Source organism: Microbacterium rhizomatis, from assembly GCF_008710745.1.
Lineage (GTDB): Bacteria > Actinomycetota > Actinomycetes > Actinomycetales > Microbacteriaceae > Microbacterium > Microbacterium rhizomatis.
Map to the genome: position 1 here is coordinate 517855 of NZ_VYSA01000001.1, position 16862 is coordinate 534716.

Genomic DNA, 16862 nt, shown 5'->3' on the forward strand with positions numbered 1-16862 from the left:
CGAGTGGCCTCCACTCCGCGCATGGGAGACTAGACGAATGCTCCGCGTGCTCACGGCCGGCGAATCGCACGGTCCCGAACTCGTCGCCATCATGGAGGGCCTGCCCTCCGGCGTCCCCATCTCGCTCGACGACATCCGAGCCGACCTCGCCCGCCGCAAGCTCGGCTATGGGCGCGGGTCGCGCATGAAGTTCGAGGAGGATGAACTCGCGATCTCCGGCGGCGTCCGCCACGGCCTGTCGATGGGTAGCCCGATCGCTCTGCGCATCGGCAACACAGAGTGGCCCAAGTGGGTCGAGGTGATGAGTCCCGAGCCGGTCGAGCTGACCGAGAAGTCCCGCGGGCGCGGCGCCGCTCTCACCCGCCCGCGGCCCGGCCACGCCGACCTGGTGGGCATGCAGAAGTACGCGTTCGACGAGTCACGCCCGATCCTCGAGCGCGCGAGCGCTCGCGAGACGGCCGCCCGCGTCGCACTCGGCACCCTGGCGCGCTCGTTCCTCGCCGAGCTCGGCATCCGCCTCGTGAGCCACACGCTCTCGATCGGTCCCGTGCGCGTCCCCGATGACGCCGAGCTCCCCACTCCCGACGACGTCGACACCCTGGATGCCGATCCGTTGCGGTGCTTCGACCCCGAGACCTCCGCCCGCATGGTCGCCGAGGTCGACGCCGCCCGCCGCGACGGCGACACCCTCGGCGGCATCGTCGAGGTGCTCGCGTACGGCCTGCCGCCCGGGCTCGGGTCGCACGTCCACTGGGACCGCCGCCTGGACGGCAAGCTCGCTCAGGCCATCATGAGCATCCAGGCCATCAAGGGCGTCGAGGTCGGCGACGGCTTCGAGACCACTCGGCGCCGCGGTTCGGCCGCCCATGACGAGCTGTTCGCCACGGGCGACGGGATCACCCGCGGCAGCGACCGCGCGGGCGGCACCGAGGGCGGCATGTCGACCGGAACGGTGCTGCGTGTGCGGGCCGGGATGAAGCCGATCGCCACCGTGCCCCATTCGCTCCGGACGGTCGACGTCGCGACCGGAGACACCGCCACGGCGCACCATCAGCGTTCGGACGTGTGTGCCGTGCCTGCGGCCGGAGTCGTGGCCGAGGCGATGGTCGCGATCGTTCTCGCCGAGTCGGTGCTCGAGAAGTTCGGTGGCGACAGCATCGGCGAGACGCGGCGCAACCTCACGTCCTATCTCGCGTCGATTCCCGAGACGCTGCGCACCACGTCGGCCTCCGAGGCCGCGCTGCTGTCCGATGACCTCGCCTGACAGGGCCGCGCTCGTCTTCGTCGGGCCGATGGGAGCGGGTAAGAGCAGCATTGCGAAGAAGGTCGCGCGGGAACTCGATCGGGAGTTCACCGACACCGACACCGTGGTCGTCCGCGCGCACGGCCCCATCCCCGCGCTTTTCGAGTCGCACGGCGAGGCATTCTTCCGCGCGGTCGAGCGCGAGGCGGTCGTCGCCGCACTCGCGACCGGCGGAGTCGTGGCGCTCGGTGGCGGAGCTGTGCTGGATGCGGCGACCCGTGCAGATCTGGCCGCGCATCACGTCGTGCTCCTCACGGTGTCGCCCGACATCGTGCGCGCGCGCATCGGCGGCCAGAACCGCCCGCTCCTGAACGACGGCGACCCGATCGCCCAGTGGCGGCGCATCTACGCGGAGCGCCATCCCCTCTACGAGGAGGTCGCCGATGTGACCTTCGATTCCTCGACCGGGCATATCTCGGCGATCGCCGCCGCGATCGCCGAGTGGGCCCGTGCCCAGGACACCGTCCCGCACGCAGCGCCCGGCACCGTCTCAGAAGGCAGCGAATGAGCCAGAACACGATCATCTCTGTGGCAGGGGATGCGCCGTACGACATCACCGTCGGCCGCGGGATCCTTCCCCTTGTCGGCGACGCGCTCGCATCGAGCGTGCGGAAGGTGCTGGTCGTGCATCCGCCGACGCTCGCCGCACAGGCATCCGAGTTGCGCGGGCTTCTCATGGGTGACGGCGCGCGCGAGGTGCTGCTGGCCGAGATCCCCGATGCTGAGCAGGGAAAGCGCGTCGAGGTCGCCGCCTTCTGCTGGCAGGTCATGGGCCAGGCCGACTTCACCCGCACCGACGCCGTCGTCGGCTTCGGTGGGGGAGCGGTGACGGATCTGGCGGGTTTCGTCGCGGCCACGTGGCTGCGCGGCGTGCAGCTCGTGCAGGTGCCCACCACCGTGCTCGGCATGGTGGACGCGGCCGTCGGCGGCAAGACCGGGATCAACACCGCGGAGGGCAAGAACCTGGTCGGTGCGTTCTGGCCGCCCCGGGCCGTGATCTGCGACCTCGATACTCTCGACACCCTGTCGCCCAACGAACGGGTCGCCGGCTTCGCCGAGGTGGTCAAGGCCGGGTTCATCTGGTACCCCGAGATCCTCGACCTGATCGAAGCCGACCCCGCAGCTGCAACGGATCCGGCGACAGACGCCTTCCGCCGGTGCATCGAGCTCGCGATCGAGATGAAGGCCCGCGTCGTGGGCGAGGATCTGCGCGAAGCGGGGCTGCGCGAAGTCCTCAACTACGGTCACACCCTCGGCCATGCGATCGAACACGCCGAACGCTACCGGTGGCGCCACGGCGCCGCGATCTCCGTCGGCATGCTCTTCGCCGCCGAGCTGTCGAGACTCGCCGGGCGGCTGCCCGACGAGGTGGCGCAACGGCACCGCAGCATCCTGGAACTCCTGGGCCTGCCCACCTCTTACCGCGCCGGCGCATGGCCGCAGCTGCTGGCCACGATGCAGCGCGATAAGAAGAGCAGGGGAGGGATGCTGCGATTCATCGTTCTGGACGACCTCGCGCGCCCCACCGTCCTTCAGGCACCCGACGAGTCGCTCCTGTTCGCGGCATACCAGGAGGTCGGAGCATGAGCGCGCCCCGCCGCCTGCTGCTCGTCAACGGCCCGAACCTGAATCTCCTGGGCACCCGCGAGCCGGAGGTGTACGGCACGCAGACCCTCGCCGATGTCGAGCGCATCACCGCGGATGCCGCATCCGCCCACGGCTTCGAGGTTCGCGCCGTCCAGAGCAATCACGAAGGCGTCCTGATCGACGCGATCCACGCCGCTCGCGAGGATTGCGCGGGCATCGTGATCAACCCGGGCGGTCTGACGCACACGTCGGTCGCCCTGCGCGACGCGCTGTCGGGCGTGGCGCTCCCCGTTGCCGAGATCCACATCTCGGACGTGCGTGCCAGGGAGTCGTTCCGGCACTTCTCGTACGTCGCCGACGTCGCCGTCGTGCACGTGATCGGTGAGGGCGTTGCAGGTTATGCGACCGCGACGGATCGGCTGATCGCAATCCTCACCGGGCAGGCCGAGGGCTGACTTCCCGCGACGACAGCGGGCATCCCGTAGAATCGAACGTCGGGCCGCTTCATCGTGCCCGCCGACTTTCCTCACACGATCGGACTTCCCACCCATGGCCTCCACCGCAGACATCAAGAACGGCGTCGTGCTCAGCATCGACGGACAGCTCTGGAACGTCATCGAGTTCCAGCACGTCAAGCCGGGCAAGGGCGGGGCGTTCGTGCGCACCAAGCTCAAGAACGTCGTCTCGGGCAAGACCGTGGACCGCACGTACAACGCCGGCGCGAAGATCGAGATCGAGAACGTCGACCGGCGCGACTTCACCTATCTGTACAACGACGGCGAGGGCTACGTCTTCATGGATGTCGCAGATTACGACCAGCTCACGGTCCCTGCCGCGACAGTGGGCGAAGCGGCGAACTTCCTGCTCGAGAACCAGCAGGTGCAGATCGCCCTCAACAACGGAAATCCGCTCTACGTCGAGCTCCCGGCATCCGTCGTCCTCGAGATCACCTACACCGAGCCGGGCCTGCAGGGCGACCGCTCATCGGCGGGCACCAAACCGGCGACCGTCGAGACCGGGTACGAGATCCAGGTTCCGCTCTTCCTCGAGACCGGCACCCGGGTCAAGGTCGACACCCGCACCGGTGACTACCTCGGTCGCGTCAACTAGGTGAGCGCTCGTTCGAAGGCCCGCAAGCGCGCGCTCGACATCCTTTTCCAAGCCGACGTCCGCGGCGACGACATCGCCACCACCCTCGCCGCCGAGGCACAGCGCGCCTCCAGTGAACCGGCCCGTGAGGCGTCATGGCTGTACGCGCGCGAGATCGTCGACGGCGTGATCGACAATCGTGAGGCGATCGACGAGCAGATCACCACGTTCGCGAAGGACTGGACGCTCGCCCGCATGCCGGCCGTCGACCGCGCCGTGCTTCGCATCGGGGTGTGGGAGCTGCTCTACAACGACGAGGTGCCGGCCGGAGTGGCGATCGACGAAGCCGTCGAGCTGGCCAAGGAGTTCTCGACCGACGACTCGGGGTCGTTCATCCACGGCGTCCTGGGACGAGTCGCCCGGTCCTCCTGAACCCCTCTCGCTGAGCCGCGCTCTTCAGTAGGAGAGGCTCGCGGGCGCCAGGTTCGCGGTCTGGTCACCGACGAGTGACGGCTCGCGCGGGTCGATCCGGCGCACCTCGGTAACCTCGGCGAGATCGTCCAGCACGATCCAGAAGATGTTCGGACTGCGCGTGGACCCGAAGTAGTAGACCCGGTTCGTCAGGTCGGCACCGGCGCGCCACCACGTCGGATACACGCCGCCGTCGGAATACGGGGCGCCATAGGGCACCGAGACGTTGGCGATGAGCTGGAAGACACCTGCGACGGCCTCGACCTCGTTCCGAGGTTCGGGCAGGTAGTGCAGGAAGTACGCCGACCGCACGAACCTGTCGGCCGAGGTGATGTCGCCCGGCGGAGGCAGCTCGCCTCCGAACGGGCGGTACCTCGACAGGTTCTCGAGCTGACGGTCCAGGGTGGGGGAGTTCGTCATGACGGTGAACTCCCGCCCGTGATGCACGACGAGCCTGCCGTCGAGCGGTTCGATGATCGCCGAATCGCCCGTCGCGTCCTCGAGGGCGATATGGATGCCCAGCTGCTGGCCGCGGAAGTCCGGCGACGTGATCCGCACGCGGTCGATCGCGTCGACCGCTTCGGCGACGGTCTCGAACGTGTCGAGCAGGTACTGCACCCACATGGCGTTCGAGACGGATGGGCGACCGTCCGGCGCGGGAAACGAGACGTCCTCGGGATCGAGGTACAGCGCGTGTGCGGCGAGGCCGCGCTCGTTCATGCCGTCGACCGTCCCCAGGCCCCACATGCTCGTCACCAGCGTGGCGTGCGCCGACGTCCAGCGGAGGCTCTCCGCATCCGTCCCGCCCACGCGGTCGGTGCCGCGAGGCACGAACCACAGCTCGGGCTCATCGTCGACCGACCAGTCCATGCAGCGGCTGACGGTCTTGGCGATGGGATTGTCGTTCCAGAGGATGCGCGAGCACATATCCGGAGCGTATCCCAGGCGCGGAGAGCCTTTTGCACGGCCCGCCTCGAGGCGCCGCCAGGCCCCTCCCGTAGACTCTCGGAGGAAGGAGCACGCATGCGGATCACGGGGCTCGGCCATGCCGGGATGTTCATCGAGACGGCGGGCGGCAGCATCCTCTGCGACCCCGTCATCGGGCCGACGTTCTTCGGATCATGGTTCCCGTTCCCCGATAATCGGGGGCTCGACTGGGAGAGATTCGGCAAAGCGGACTTCCTCTACGTCTCGCATCGCCACCGCGATCACTTCGACCCCGCGCTCATGGAGCGCTACGTGCCGAAAGACATCACGGTGCTGCTCCCGGACTATCCCACCGACGATCTCGAACAGGACCTTCGCCGGCTCGGCTACGACAACATCGTCTTCACCCAGGCGGGCGTGCCCCTGCACTTCGGCGATCTCACGCTCATGGTGACACCGCTCCGTGCACCGAGCGACGGGCCGATCGGGGACTCGTCGTTGAGCGTCGACGACGGCACTGCCAGCATCCTGAACCAGAACGACTCGCATCCGCTCGATCTCGACAAGCTGCTCGGTTTCAGCAAGCCGGACGCGTACTTCACCCAGGTCTCCGGAGCGATCTGGTGGCCCATGGTGTACGACCTGCCGCAGGATGCGAAGCGCAACTTCGCCAAACTCAAGCGCGAAGCGCAGAACAAGCGCGCGATGTATTACATCGAGAAGGTCGACGCCGAACACGTCTTCCCCATGGCGGGCCCGCCGATGTTCTTGCGCGACGACCTCTTCCGCTACAACGGCATCGGTCAGGACGAGGATTCGATCTTCACTGATCAGCGTCAGTTCCTCACGCACATGAAAGAGCTGCGGCCCGAGCAGAAGGGCTACGAGTTCGTGCCCGGCACTGTCGTGGAGCTGAACCACGGCGAGCTCGAGGTCACGCAGACCCTCTACACCGAGGCCGAGATCGACCGGTTCTTCGACCAGAAGTGGGACTACCTCGCCGAGCAGCGGGACTCGCGTCAGGACGAGGTCGCCGCGGAAGAGGCATCCCGTGCCGACGTCCTGCCCCCCGACGAGATGCTCGCGGCGATCAAGGACTGGTGGGAGCCGCTGCTGCGCCGAGGGCGGACGATCCGAAACGGTGTGGGAGGCAACGTGCGCTTCCGCATCGGCGACCTCGACATGGTCGTCGACTTCCCCAAGGCGAAGGTGCGCGAGTTCGCGGGGGAGGAGTGCATCTACTGGTACACGATCCCCGCCGATCTCGTCTCGACGAACATCCGCGACCATGAGATCGACTGGTCGAACTCGATCTTCCTGTCGATGCAGTTCCAGGTGGGGCGCAGCGGCAAGTTCAACGAGTTCCTCACCACGTTCCTCAAGTGCCTGTCGCGCGACCGCATCGAGTACGTCGAGAACTGGTACGCGGAGCAGACGGACCAGACCGAGGATGCTCAGCTCGGCGACTGGACCGTGCAGCGCCGCTGCCCCCACCTGCGCGCCGACCTGACGAAGACGGGCAAGATCGAGGACGGCGTCCTGACGTGCTCCCTGCACGACTGGAAGTGGGACTTGGCGAGCGGCAAATGCCTCACGAGCCAGGGACACCCGATCCGCGCGAGCCGCGTGGAAGACCCTCACTACGCCGAATCCACAGCCCCCGCCCCTCTCTGACCCCCCTGGCCCCCGTCTCGGCTGCGGCGAGACAGGGGATCTCGTCGAGACCGAGCGTTCTGCGGCCCTGTCTCGGCGCGATCACCTGCCTCGGCTGACCGCGGGCGTCCGGTAGGGTGGATGCAGTTCCACACAGCAACCTTTAACACCGTCCAGAGAGGCGGAGAAGGGAGCGGCGGATGAGCACGCGCACCGAGCGGCCCCGCATCGTTCTATACAGTGCCGACATCGCCCGGGCTCTGACTCGGATCTCGCACGAGATCCTCGAGTCCAACCGCGGACCCGATGGCCTGGTGCTCCTGGGGATCCCCACTCGCGGCGTCACCCTCGCCGAACGGATCGGCGTTCTGCTCGCCGACTTCTCGGGCACCCAGGTGCCGGTCGGCGCGCTGGATGTGACGATGTACCGCGACGACCTGCACCGCAATCCCACCCGAACGCCGCGGCCCACGCAGATCCCGCCCGGAGGGATCGACGGCAAGGTCGTCGTCCTCGTGGACGACGTGCTCTTCTCGGGCCGCAGCATCCGAGCCGCCCTCGACGCCCTGCAGGACATCGGTCGCCCTTCCGTCGTCCGCCTGGCGACCCTCGTCGACCGCGGACACCGCGAGCTCCCCATCCGCCCGGATTTCGTCGGCAAGAACCTGCCGAGCTCGCGCGACGAGCGCGTCAATGTACGCCTCGCCGAGGTGGACGGCGTCGAAGAAGTGACGATCGAATCATGAGGCACCTGCTCGACACCAAGACACTCACGCGCGACGAGGCCCTGAGCATCCTCGACGTCGCCGAAGACATGGCCGACACACAACAGCGCGAGGTCAAGAAGCTCCCCACGCTCCGCGGCAAGACCGTCGTGAACCTCTTCTTCGAGGACTCGACGCGCACGCGCATCTCGTTCGAGGCCGCGGCCAAGCGCCTGAGCGCCGACGTCATCAACTTCTCCGCCAAGGGATCGAGCGTCTCCAAGGGCGAGAGTCTGCAGGACACCGCGCAGACCCTGCAGGCCATGGGGGCGGATGCCGTCGTCATCCGCCACGGCGCCTCCGGCGCCCCGCGAACCCTTGCCACGAGCGGATGGATCACGGCGGGCGTCGTGAATGCGGGCGACGGCACGCACGAGCATCCGACTCAGGCGCTCCTGGATGCCTTCACGATGCGCAAGCGCCGATTCGGCGCGGACAGCCGGGGGAGGGATCTCTCGGGTCTGCGCGTGACGATCGTGGGAGACGTGCTGCACTCTCGCGTCGCCCGATCGAACGTGTGGCTGCTGGACACGCTCGGCGCGGAGGTCACCCTCGTCGCACCGCCCACGCTCGTGCCGCAGGACGTGTCGGCGTGGCCGGCCCGGATCCTCTACGACCTCGACGACGCGATCGCCCACGACCCTGACGCGCTCATGGTGCTCCGAATCCAGCTCGAACGCATGAACGCCGCGTATTTCCCGACTGAACGGGAGTATTCCCGGCGTTGGGGCCTGGACGCCGGACGGCTGGCCGCCCTGGGTCCGGATAGCATTGTGATGCACCCCGGACCGATGAACCGCGGGCTGGAGATCTCGTCGGAGGCTGCGGACTCGCCTCGTTCGACGGTGCTCGATCAGGTGGCCAATGGCGTGTCCGTGCGGATGGCGGTGCTGTACCTGCTGCTGGCGGGCGAGCGGGCCGGCGAAGAGAGTGAGGACGAGTCGTGAGCGACGCAACGACCCAGACCCTGGTGATCCGGGGGGCGAGCCTCGAAGGCGGTTCGACCGCCGACATCCTCGTCGAAGACGGAGTCATCGCAGAGGTCGGGAACGGGCTGACCCGGGCGGGCGCGACGATCATCGACGCTGAGGGCCTGATCGCGCTGCCCGGCCTCGTCGACCTGCACACGCATCTGCGCGAGCCGGGCTACGAGGCGTCCGAGACGATCCTCACCGGATCGCGGGCCGCGGCGGCGGGCGGGTACACGACGGTCTTCGCCATGCCGAACACCTCACCCGTCGCCGACACGGCAGGTGTCGTCGAGCAGGAGCTCGCTCTCGGCGAGGCCGCCGGCTACGTCACCGTCCAGCCCATCGGCGCGGTGACGGTCGGGCAGAAGGGCGAGCGGCTCGCAGAGCTCGGGGCGATGGCCTCGTCGCGGGCTCGGGTGCGCGTGTTCAGCGACGACGGATTCTGCGTGTGGGACCCCCTGATCATGCGGCGGGCGCTGGAGTATGTGAAGGCGTTCGACGGAGTCATCGCCCAGCACGCGCAGGACCCCCGGCTCACCGAGGGCGCGCAGCTGAACGAAGGGCGCGTCTCTGCCGAACTCGGCCTCGCGGGCTGGCCTGCCGTGGCGGAGGAGTCGATCATCGCCCGCGACGTCCTGCTCGCGCAGCACGTCGGGTCGCGTCTGCACGTCTGCCATCTGTCGACGGCCGGCTCGGTCGACATCATCCGGTGGGCCAAGAAGCGAGGCGTGAACGTCACCGCCGAGGTCACGCCGCACCACCTCCTGCTCACGGACGAACTGGCCCGGGGCTACGACGCCCGCTACAAGGTCAACCCCCCGCTCCGCCGAGACGAAGACGTGCAGGCGGTTCGCGAGGGCCTGGCAGACGGCACGATCGACATCGTCGCGACAGATCACGCGCCTCATCCGGCAGAGGCGAAGTCGAGCGAGTGGCAGGCCGCGGCGAACGGCATGGTGGGCCTCGAGAGCGCATTGCGCGTCGTCCATTCCGCAATGGTCGACACGGGCCTGCTCACCTGGAGCGACGTCGCTCGGGTCATGTCGCGCACGCCCGCCCGCATCGGCCGACTCGAGGGCCACGGCACGGCGCTGGCGGCCGGGGAGCCCGCATCCCTCACGCTGTATGACCCCGCGCCCGTGCGTACCTTCACGAAGGACGATCTGCGCGGTCGCAGCGCGAATTCGCCGTACCTCGGCTGGGAGCTCCCCGGCGAGGTCCGATGGACGCTCCATCGCGGGCGCGCCACCGTCGCCGAGGGTGCCCTCCAGGACCTGACGGAGGTGCGCGCATGAGTCGTGAGATCAGCCTGATCGTCGTGATCGCGATCGCCGTGGCGGTACTGGGGCTCCTCGCCTGGGCGTGGGTCCGTCGCGCCGGCCGTGCACGCCGATGGATCGTGCCGGTGGGTGACGCGCCGGCGGGTGCGGTGGTTCTGGCCTCGTTCCCCGGGCTCTACGTGGCGACGACCGCGCACGAAGCCCCGCTCGAACGGCTCGCCATCCGGCGCCTGGGCTTCCGCTCACGCGTCGACATCGTGGTGACGGATGCCGGCCTGGCCCTGGACCTGACCGGTCAGCCGCGCATCTTCCTCACGCCGGACCGCATCGTCGGAGCCTCGCAGTCGACGGTCGCCATCGACCGGGTCGTCGAGCGCGACGGCCTCGTGCGCATCGCCTGGAACATCGACGACGCGCAGACCGGCGGCACGACGATCGTCGACTCCTACCTCCGCCCGCAGAACTCTTCGGCCCGCGCCGTCATCGACGCGCTGCGCCCCTTGACCACCACTCCGACAGGAACAGACGCATGACATCCTCGTTCCAGACCGATCCCGCCGTACTCGTCCTCGAGGACGGAACCCGTCACCGAGGCCGCGCGTACGGCGCGCGGGGCACGACCCTCGGCGAAGTCGTCTTCGCCACCGGGATGACCGGATACCAGGAGACTCTCACCGACCCGTCGTACGCAGGCCAGATCGTGCTCCAGACGGCCCCGCACATCGGCAACACCGGAATGAACGGCGAAGATCCCGAGTCGCGCCGGATCTGGGTGGCCGGATACATCGTCCGCGATCCCTCCCGGGTCGTCTCGAACTGGCGGGCCGACGAGTCTCTCGACGACGCCCTCGTCGGCGACGGAGTCGTCGGCATCAGCGGTATCGACACGCGCTCCGTCACCCGCCACATCCGTTCGGCCGGCAGCATGCGCGGGGGGATCTTCTCGGGCGAATCCGCCGCCCTCGCCGACGACGAGCAGCTGCGCATCGTGCGCGAAGCGCCCCGGATGTCGGGCTTGAACCTCTCGGCCGAGGTCTCGGTCGCATCGGTCGAGGTCACGCCGGCCGTCGGCGAGCGCATCGGCAATCTCGCCGTGCTCGACCTCGGCGTCAAGCAGTCCACGATCGACAACCTCGCCGCGCGCGGGTTCGATGTGCACGTGCTGCCGCAGGACATCACGATCGAGCAGCTCCGGCAGATCGATCCGGTCGCCGTCTTCTACTCGAACGGACCTGGCGACCCCGCAGCATCCGGCGACCACGTCGCGCTGCTGCGCGCAGTCCTCGACGACGGGCTCCCCTTCTTCGGGATCTGCTTCGGCAACCAGCTGCTGGGCCGCGCGCTGGGGCTCGGCACCTACAAGCTCCCGTTCGGGCACCGCGGCATCAACCAGCCGGTGCTCGACAGGACGACGGGGCGCGTCGAGATCACCGCGCACAACCACGGCTTCGCAGTCGAGGCGCCCCTCGAGGGTTCCTTCGAGAGTCCGAACGGCTACGGGCGGGTGGAGGTGAGCCACGTCGACCTGAACGACAACGTCGTCGAGGGCCTCCGCGCGCTCGACATCCCGGCCTTCTCGGTGCAGTACCACCCCGAGGCCGCCGCAGGCCCCCACGACGCCAACTACCTCTTCGACCGCTTCCGCGACATGGTCGTCGAACATCAGGTCATCCCGCAGCAGAGCAAGGACAAGAACTAGTGCCCAAGCGCGACGACATCAAGAGCGTCCTGGTCATCGGCTCCGGCCCGATCGTCATCGGTCAGGCGTGCGAGTTCGACTACTCCGGCACCCAGGCGTGCCGGGTGCTCCGCGAGGAGGGCGTGCGCGTGATCCTGGTCAACTCGAATCCGGCGACCATCATGACCGACCCCGATTTCGCCGATGCGACGTACATCGAGCCGATCACCTGGCAGGTCATCGAGACCATCATCGCGAAAGAGAGGCCCGACGCGATCCTGCCGACCCTCGGCGGTCAGACCGCCCTGAACGCGGCGATCCAGCTGCACAACCACGGCATCCTCGAGAAGTACGACGTCGAGCTGATCGGCGCGAACTTCGAGGCGATCAACAAGGGCGAGGACCGCCAGATCTTCAAGCAGCTCGTGCTGGATTCGGGCGCGGACGTCGCCGACAGCCGCATCTGCCACACGATGGACGAGGTGCTGGCCGGGGCGGCGGAGCTCGGCTACCCGCTCGTGGTCCGCCCGTCGTTCACGATGGGGGGCCTCGGATCGGGCTTCGCATATGACGAGAACGACCTTCGCCGGATCGCCGGTGCCGGCCTCCACGATTCGCCGACGCACGAGGTGCTGCTCGAGGAATCCATCCTCGGGTGGAAGGAGTACGAGCTCGAGCTCATGCGCGACACGGCCGACAACACCGTCGTGGTCTGCTCGATCGAGAACGTCGACCCGGTCGGGGTGCACACGGGCGACTCGATCACCGTCGCGCCCGCGCTGACCCTGACCGACCGCGAATACCAGAAGCTGCGCGATATCGGCATCGACATCATCCGTGCCGTGGGAGTCGACACCGGTGGCTGCAACATCCAGTTCGCCGTCGACCCCGCGACGGGGCGCATCATCGTCATCGAGATGAACCCCCGCGTCTCGCGCTCGTCGGCCCTCGCTTCCAAGGCGACCGGGTTCCCGATCGCCAAGATCGCCGCCAAGCTCGCAATCGGCTACCGGCTCGACGAGATCCCGAACGACATCACCAAGGTCACTCCGGCCAGCTTCGAGCCGACCCTCGACTATGTCGTGGTCAAGGTCCCGCGCTTCAACTTCGAGAAGTTCCCCGCCGCCGACACGACACTCACCACCACGATGAAATCGGTGGGCGAGGCGATGGCCATCGGACGCAACTACGCCACGGCGCTGCAGAAGGCGCTCCGCTCGCTCGAGGAGCGCGGGTCGAGCTTCCATTGGGGCCCAGAGCCTCGGTCGGTCGACGAGCTGCTCGAGATCGCCCAGACGCCGACCGACGGCCGGATCGTGGTCGTGCAGCAGGCACTGCGGCTCGGAGCCACGATCGAGCAGGCCTTCGAAGCCACCAAGATCGACCCCTGGTACCTCGACCAGATCGTCCTGATCAACGAGGTCGCAGAAGCCGTCAGGACGGCGGGGGAATTGGATGCCGACATCCTGCGGCTCGCGAAGGAGCACGGCTTCAGCGACGTGCAGGTGGCGCAGCTTCGGGGGATCAGCGAGGCGGAGGCCCGCGGCATCCGCCTCGCCTTCGGCCTGCGACCGGTGTACAAGACCGTGGACACCTGCGCGGGCGAGTTCCCGGCGCTCACGCCCTACCACTACTCGAGCTACGACTTCGAGACCGAGGTCACGCCCTCCGACCGGACCAAGGTCGTCATCATCGGGTCGGGTCCGAACCGCATCGGCCAGGGCGTCGAGTTCGACTACTCCTGCGTCCACGCGTCCTTCGCGCTGTCTGCCGCGGGGTATGAGACGGTGATGGTCAACTGCAACCCCGAGACGGTCTCGACCGACTACGACACGAGCGATCGGCTGTACTTCGAGCCGCTCACGCTCGAGGACGTTCTCGAGGTGCTGCACGCCGAGGCCGCGTCCGGCGAGATCCTCGGTGTGATCTGCCAGCTCGGCGGCCAGACGCCGCTCGGCCTCGCAAAGGGCATCCAGGATGCCGGCTACCGGATCCTCGGCACGAGCCCGGAGGCGATCGACCTGGCCGAGGAGCGCCAGCTCTTCAGCGACATCCTCGACGCCGCTCAGCTCATCGCGCCGCGGCACGGCACCGCCACGGATGTGGAGGGCGCCGTCGCGGTCGCCGACGACATCGGATTCCCGGTCCTCGTGCGCCCGAGCTTCGTGCTCGGTGGCCGCGGCATGGAGATCGTGTACGACACCGAGAGCCTGCGCGACTACTTCGTCCGTACGGCGGGAGAGGTCATCGTCGGGCCGGGCATGCCGCTCCTGGTGGACCGGTTCCTCGACGATGCGATCGAGATCGACGTCGACGCGCTGTACGACGGCGAGCAGCTGTACATCGGGGGAGTGATGGAGCACCTCGAGGAGGCCGGCATCCACTCCGGTGACTCCAGCTGCACGCTCCCGCCCGTCTCGCTCGGTCGGACCGACATCGATCGCGTGCGCGAGGCGACCCTCGCTATCGCCGAGGGCGTGGGCGTGCGCGGCCTGCTGAACGTGCAGTTCGCGATCAGCGCCGGCGTGCTGTACGTGATCGAGGCGAATCCGCGCGCGAGCCGCACGGTCCCGTTCGTCTCGAAGGCCCTCGGCATTCCGCTCGCCAAGGCCGCCAGCCGGATCATGGTGGGCGCCTCGATCGCCGAGCTGATCGCCGAAGGACTGCTCCCCGAGTCGGACGGGTCGCGCGTGCCGCTGGACTCGCCGGTCGCGGTGAAGGAGGCTGTGCTGCCGTTCAAGCGCTTCCGCACGAAGGACGGACAGATCGTGGACTCGGTCCTCGGCCCCGAGATGCGTTCGACCGGTGAGGTGATGGGCATCGACCGCGATTTCCCGACCGCATTCGCCAAGAGCCAGGAGGCCGCGTACGGCGGGATGCCGCTCTCGGGCACGGTGTTCATCTCGGTCGCCGACAGCGACAAGCGTGCCGTCATCCTCCCCGCCCATCGGCTGCAGGAGCTCGGCTACGACCTCGTGGCCACGGAGGGGACGGCTGAGATCCTGGCCCGCAACGGCATCACGGTCAGAGTCGTCAACAAGTTCTCGGCCACGCAGGAGAGCGGCGAGACCAACATCGTCGACCTCATCAACGCGGGCGAGATCGACATCGTCGTCAATACGCCCAGTGGCGGCATGGCGCGCGCCGACGGCTACGAGATCCGTGCGGCCGCCGTCGCCGGCGACAAGGCGCTGTTCACCACGATGGCCGTGCTCGGTGCGGCCGTCAGCGCACTCGGTGTGCTCAAGGACGGGTTCCGGGTGCGGAGCCTGCAGGAATACGCGCAGGATCGGGCGGAGCGCCTGTGACGACGTTCGGACAGCGCCTGAGCGCAGCGATGGCCGACCACGGCCCGCTGTGCGTCGGCATCGATCCGCACGAGTCCCTCCTGTCGGCCTGGGGAATGGATGTCACGGCCCAGGGCACCCGCGACTTCGGCCTGCGGGTGGTCGAGGCAGCGTTCGGCACCGTCGGAGTGGTCAAACCACAGGTCGCGTTCTTCGAACGATTCGGCTCGGCGGGCTTCGCCGCACTGGAAGACGTCATGCGCGCCGCACGTGAGGCCGGGCTCCTGGTGATCGCCGACGCGAAGCGGGGCGACATCGGCACGACGATGGAGGGCTACGCCACGGCGTGGCTCACGCCCGGGTCTCCGCTCGAGGCGGATGCGGTGACGTTGAGCCCGTACCTCGGTCCCGACTCCCTGCAGAAGACCCTCATGACCGCGCTGCGCCTCGACAAGGGCGCGTTCGTTCTGGCCGCCACGAGCAACCCCGATGCGCTCTCGGTCCAGAGCGCGATGACGGTCGATCCGTCGGCGAACGAGGGGGAGCGGGTGGCCGAGCGGATCGCGCGCGACGTCGGCGGGAACAATGTCGGCCTCCCCGGCGCGCTCGGATCGATCGGCGTCGTGATCGGTGCGACTGTCGACAGGGCGGCGTTCGGCCTGACCGACGTCGTGCTCGCGGGCACCCCGATCCTGGCACCCGGCTTCGGAGCGCAGGGCGCTCAGCCGGGCGACCTCCGGCGCCTGTTCGGGTACGTCGCCTCGGGTGTGCTGGCGAGCGAGAGCCGCAGCATCCTGTCCGCCGGACCGGACCGGCTGTCGGAGCGCATCCGGGAGCGGTCGGCCTTGTACGGTGAGAAGAGCCATGGCTGATTCCCGCACCCCTCCCGATGTCGACCGACTGGCCGCTTCGCGCAAGGCGATCGCTGCCCGACGAGAGCGCGCGGCGCTCAAGCGCGACGTGACGACGCGCGTCATCTCGCCGCAGGAGCTCCTGCGGCGAGCGTTCGCCGACCCCGCCTCGCCCGCGGGGGCGATGCGGGTGACGGAGTTCCTGACGAGCGTCCCCGCGATCGGCGTCGGCAAACGCGACCGCATCCTCGAGAGCCTGCAGATCTCGCCCGTCAAGCGACTCGGGGGCCTCGGTGCGCGCCAGCGCCGCGTGCTGGCGGCGTTTCTGGATGAACGCCTGCCCGAAGGCCGACCGCGTGACGCCCGCAGCAATCTCGTCGTGCTGGCCGGGCCCACCGCGGTCGGAAAGGGCACCGTCGCCGCACGGATCAAGGACGACTATCCCGAGATCCTGCTGTCGGTGTCGGCTACGACCAGGGCGCCACGGCCCGGTGAGGTCGAGGGCGAGCACTACTACTTCGTCGACGATGCCGAGTTCGACCGCATGATCGCGGCGGACGAGCTCCTCGAGCACGCCACGGTCCACAATCGGTTCCGCTACGGCACGCCTCGCCGCCCGATCGAGCAGGCTCTTGCCGACGGCCGTACGGTGCTGCTGGAGATCGACCTGCAGGGTGCACGCCAGGTGCGCGCCGCCGAGCCCTCCGCGACGCTGGTGTTCCTGCTCCCGCCCAGCTGGGACGAACTGGTACAAAGACTGGTCGGCCGCGGCACAGAGAGCGACGAGGAGCGTGCGCGCAGACTCCGCACGGCGAAGGTCGAGCTGGCGGCGCAGAACGAGTTCGACTTCCGCGTCGTGAACGATGATGTCGCGTCTGCCGCGCGAGAGGTCGTCGCCTCCGCTCGCCCCTGAGCGCTCCGCCGTCGAAAGCAGGGTACCTGCGCTCGGTGTCCGAAGATTACGACTGATTCGTCGTGTCGGTGACGCCCCGAGACGATGG

Annotated in this window: 16 protein-coding genes; 15 read left to right on the forward strand and 1 reads right to left on the reverse strand. The window is 68.5% G+C overall.

Annotation, left to right across the window (positions count from 1 at the left end; genetic code table 11):
- Positions 1 to 37: 37 nt before the first annotated feature.
- The 6 genes from aroC (at position 38) to nusB (ending at position 4411) form a co-directional block, all read left to right on the forward strand.
- The gene (gene aroC, locus F6B43_RS02480) at positions 38 to 1264 is read left to right on the forward strand and encodes a chorismate synthase (protein ID WP_150447327.1); all 1227 of its coding nucleotides are present in this window, start codon (positions 38 to 40) and stop codon (positions 1262 to 1264) included.
- Positions 1251 to 1811 (forward strand): shikimate kinase, encoded by a 561-nt coding sequence (locus tag F6B43_RS02485; RefSeq protein ID WP_150447328.1) that lies wholly within the window; start codon positions 1251 to 1253, stop codon positions 1809 to 1811. Before aroC ends, F6B43_RS02485 begins: the two co-directional genes overlap by 14 nt.
- Positions 1808 to 2890, forward strand: coding sequence for a 3-dehydroquinate synthase (gene aroB, locus F6B43_RS02490; protein ID WP_150447329.1), 1083 nt, complete (start codon positions 1808 to 1810; stop codon positions 2888 to 2890). The genes F6B43_RS02485 and aroB overlap by 4 nt, the downstream gene beginning before the upstream one ends.
- Positions 2887 to 3345, forward strand: a complete 459-nt coding sequence (gene aroQ / locus F6B43_RS02495) for a type II 3-dehydroquinate dehydratase (RefSeq protein WP_150447330.1) — start codon at positions 2887 to 2889, stop codon at positions 3343 to 3345. Before aroB ends, aroQ begins: the two co-directional genes overlap by 4 nt.
- A gap of 94 nt (positions 3346 to 3439) precedes the next feature.
- A complete protein-coding gene (efp, locus tag F6B43_RS02500) occupies positions 3440 to 4000 on the forward strand; it encodes an elongation factor P (protein ID WP_150447331.1) in 561 nt (186 codons plus the stop codon).
- A complete protein-coding gene (nusB, locus tag F6B43_RS02505) occupies positions 4001 to 4411 on the forward strand; it encodes a transcription antitermination factor NusB (protein ID WP_150447332.1) in 411 nt (136 codons plus the stop codon).
- A 24-nt stretch (positions 4412 to 4435) separates the two neighbouring features.
- On the opposite strand, the gene F6B43_RS02510 is transcribed toward nusB, so the two are convergent.
- Positions 4436 to 5377, reverse strand: a complete 942-nt coding sequence (locus F6B43_RS02510; protein ID WP_170285538.1) for a linear amide C-N hydrolase — start codon at positions 5375 to 5377, stop codon at positions 4436 to 4438.
- Positions 5378 to 5473: 96 nt separating this feature from the next.
- Here F6B43_RS02510 and F6B43_RS02515 point away from each other — a divergent pair, with 96 nt between their 5' ends.
- The 9 genes from F6B43_RS02515 (at position 5474) to gmk (ending at position 16774) form a co-directional block, all read left to right on the forward strand.
- On the forward strand, positions 5474 to 7051 hold the full coding sequence (locus F6B43_RS02515) for a Rieske 2Fe-2S domain-containing protein (RefSeq protein ID WP_150447334.1): 1578 nt from the start codon (positions 5474 to 5476) through the stop codon (positions 7049 to 7051).
- Positions 7052 to 7230: 179 nt separating this feature from the next.
- Positions 7231 to 7776 carry a bifunctional pyr operon transcriptional regulator/uracil phosphoribosyltransferase PyrR gene (gene pyrR / locus F6B43_RS02520; RefSeq protein WP_150447335.1) on the forward strand — a complete coding sequence of 182 codons (546 nt, stop codon included), beginning with the start codon at positions 7231 to 7233 and terminating at the stop codon, positions 7774 to 7776.
- Positions 7773 to 8741 carry an aspartate carbamoyltransferase catalytic subunit gene (locus F6B43_RS02525; RefSeq protein ID WP_150447336.1) on the forward strand — a complete coding sequence of 323 codons (969 nt, stop codon included), beginning with the start codon at positions 7773 to 7775 and terminating at the stop codon, positions 8739 to 8741. Before pyrR ends, F6B43_RS02525 begins: the two co-directional genes overlap by 4 nt.
- Entirely contained in the window at positions 8738 to 10060 is a 1323-nt protein-coding gene (locus tag F6B43_RS02530) for a dihydroorotase (RefSeq protein WP_150447337.1), read from the forward strand. The genes F6B43_RS02525 and F6B43_RS02530 overlap by 4 nt, the downstream gene beginning before the upstream one ends.
- Positions 10057 to 10578: a PH-like domain-containing protein gene (locus F6B43_RS02535; protein ID WP_150447338.1), complete on the forward strand. Its 522-nt coding sequence runs from the start codon at positions 10057 to 10059 to the stop codon at positions 10576 to 10578. Before F6B43_RS02530 ends, F6B43_RS02535 begins: the two co-directional genes overlap by 4 nt.
- Positions 10575 to 11744: a glutamine-hydrolyzing carbamoyl-phosphate synthase small subunit gene (gene carA, locus F6B43_RS02540; protein ID WP_150447339.1), complete on the forward strand. Its 1170-nt coding sequence runs from the start codon at positions 10575 to 10577 to the stop codon at positions 11742 to 11744. Before F6B43_RS02535 ends, carA begins: the two co-directional genes overlap by 4 nt.
- Positions 11744 to 15031, forward strand: coding sequence for a carbamoyl-phosphate synthase large subunit (gene carB, locus F6B43_RS02545; protein ID WP_150447340.1), 3288 nt, complete (start codon positions 11744 to 11746; stop codon positions 15029 to 15031). Before carA ends, carB begins: the two co-directional genes overlap by 1 nt.
- Positions 15028 to 15882 carry an orotidine-5'-phosphate decarboxylase gene (pyrF, locus tag F6B43_RS02550; RefSeq protein WP_150447341.1) on the forward strand — a complete coding sequence of 285 codons (855 nt, stop codon included), beginning with the start codon at positions 15028 to 15030 and terminating at the stop codon, positions 15880 to 15882. The genes carB and pyrF overlap by 4 nt, the downstream gene beginning before the upstream one ends.
- The gene (gmk, locus tag F6B43_RS02555) at positions 15875 to 16774 is read left to right on the forward strand and encodes a guanylate kinase (protein ID WP_150447342.1); all 900 of its coding nucleotides are present in this window, start codon (positions 15875 to 15877) and stop codon (positions 16772 to 16774) included. Before pyrF ends, gmk begins: the two co-directional genes overlap by 8 nt.
- Positions 16775 to 16862: the final 88 nt, after the last annotated feature.

Coding starts and splice junctions, on each gene's coding strand:
- aroC (WP_150447327.1), top strand. CDS start 38: ATGCTCCGCGTGCTCACGGCCGGCGAATCGCACGGTCCCGAACTCGTC.
- F6B43_RS02485 (WP_150447328.1), top strand. CDS start 1,251: ATGACCTCGCCTGACAGGGCCGCGCTCGTCTTCGTCGGGCCGATGGGA.
- aroB (WP_150447329.1), top strand. CDS start 1,808: ATGAGCCAGAACACGATCATCTCTGTGGCAGGGGATGCGCCGTACGAC.
- aroQ (WP_150447330.1), top strand. CDS start 2,887: ATGAGCGCGCCCCGCCGCCTGCTGCTCGTCAACGGCCCGAACCTGAAT.
- efp (WP_150447331.1), top strand. CDS start 3,440: ATGGCCTCCACCGCAGACATCAAGAACGGCGTCGTGCTCAGCATCGAC.
- F6B43_RS02510 (WP_170285538.1), bottom strand. CDS start 5,377: ATGTGCTCGCGCATCCTCTGGAACGACAATCCCATCGCCAAGACCGTC.
- F6B43_RS02515 (WP_150447334.1), top strand. CDS start 5,474: ATGCGGATCACGGGGCTCGGCCATGCCGGGATGTTCATCGAGACGGCG.
- pyrR (WP_150447335.1), top strand. CDS start 7,231: ATGAGCACGCGCACCGAGCGGCCCCGCATCGTTCTATACAGTGCCGAC.
- F6B43_RS02525 (WP_150447336.1), top strand. CDS start 7,773: ATGAGGCACCTGCTCGACACCAAGACACTCACGCGCGACGAGGCCCTG.
- F6B43_RS02535 (WP_150447338.1), top strand. CDS start 10,057: ATGAGTCGTGAGATCAGCCTGATCGTCGTGATCGCGATCGCCGTGGCG.
- carA (WP_150447339.1), top strand. CDS start 10,575: ATGACATCCTCGTTCCAGACCGATCCCGCCGTACTCGTCCTCGAGGAC.
- gmk (WP_150447342.1), top strand. CDS start 15,875: ATGGCTGATTCCCGCACCCCTCCCGATGTCGACCGACTGGCCGCTTCG.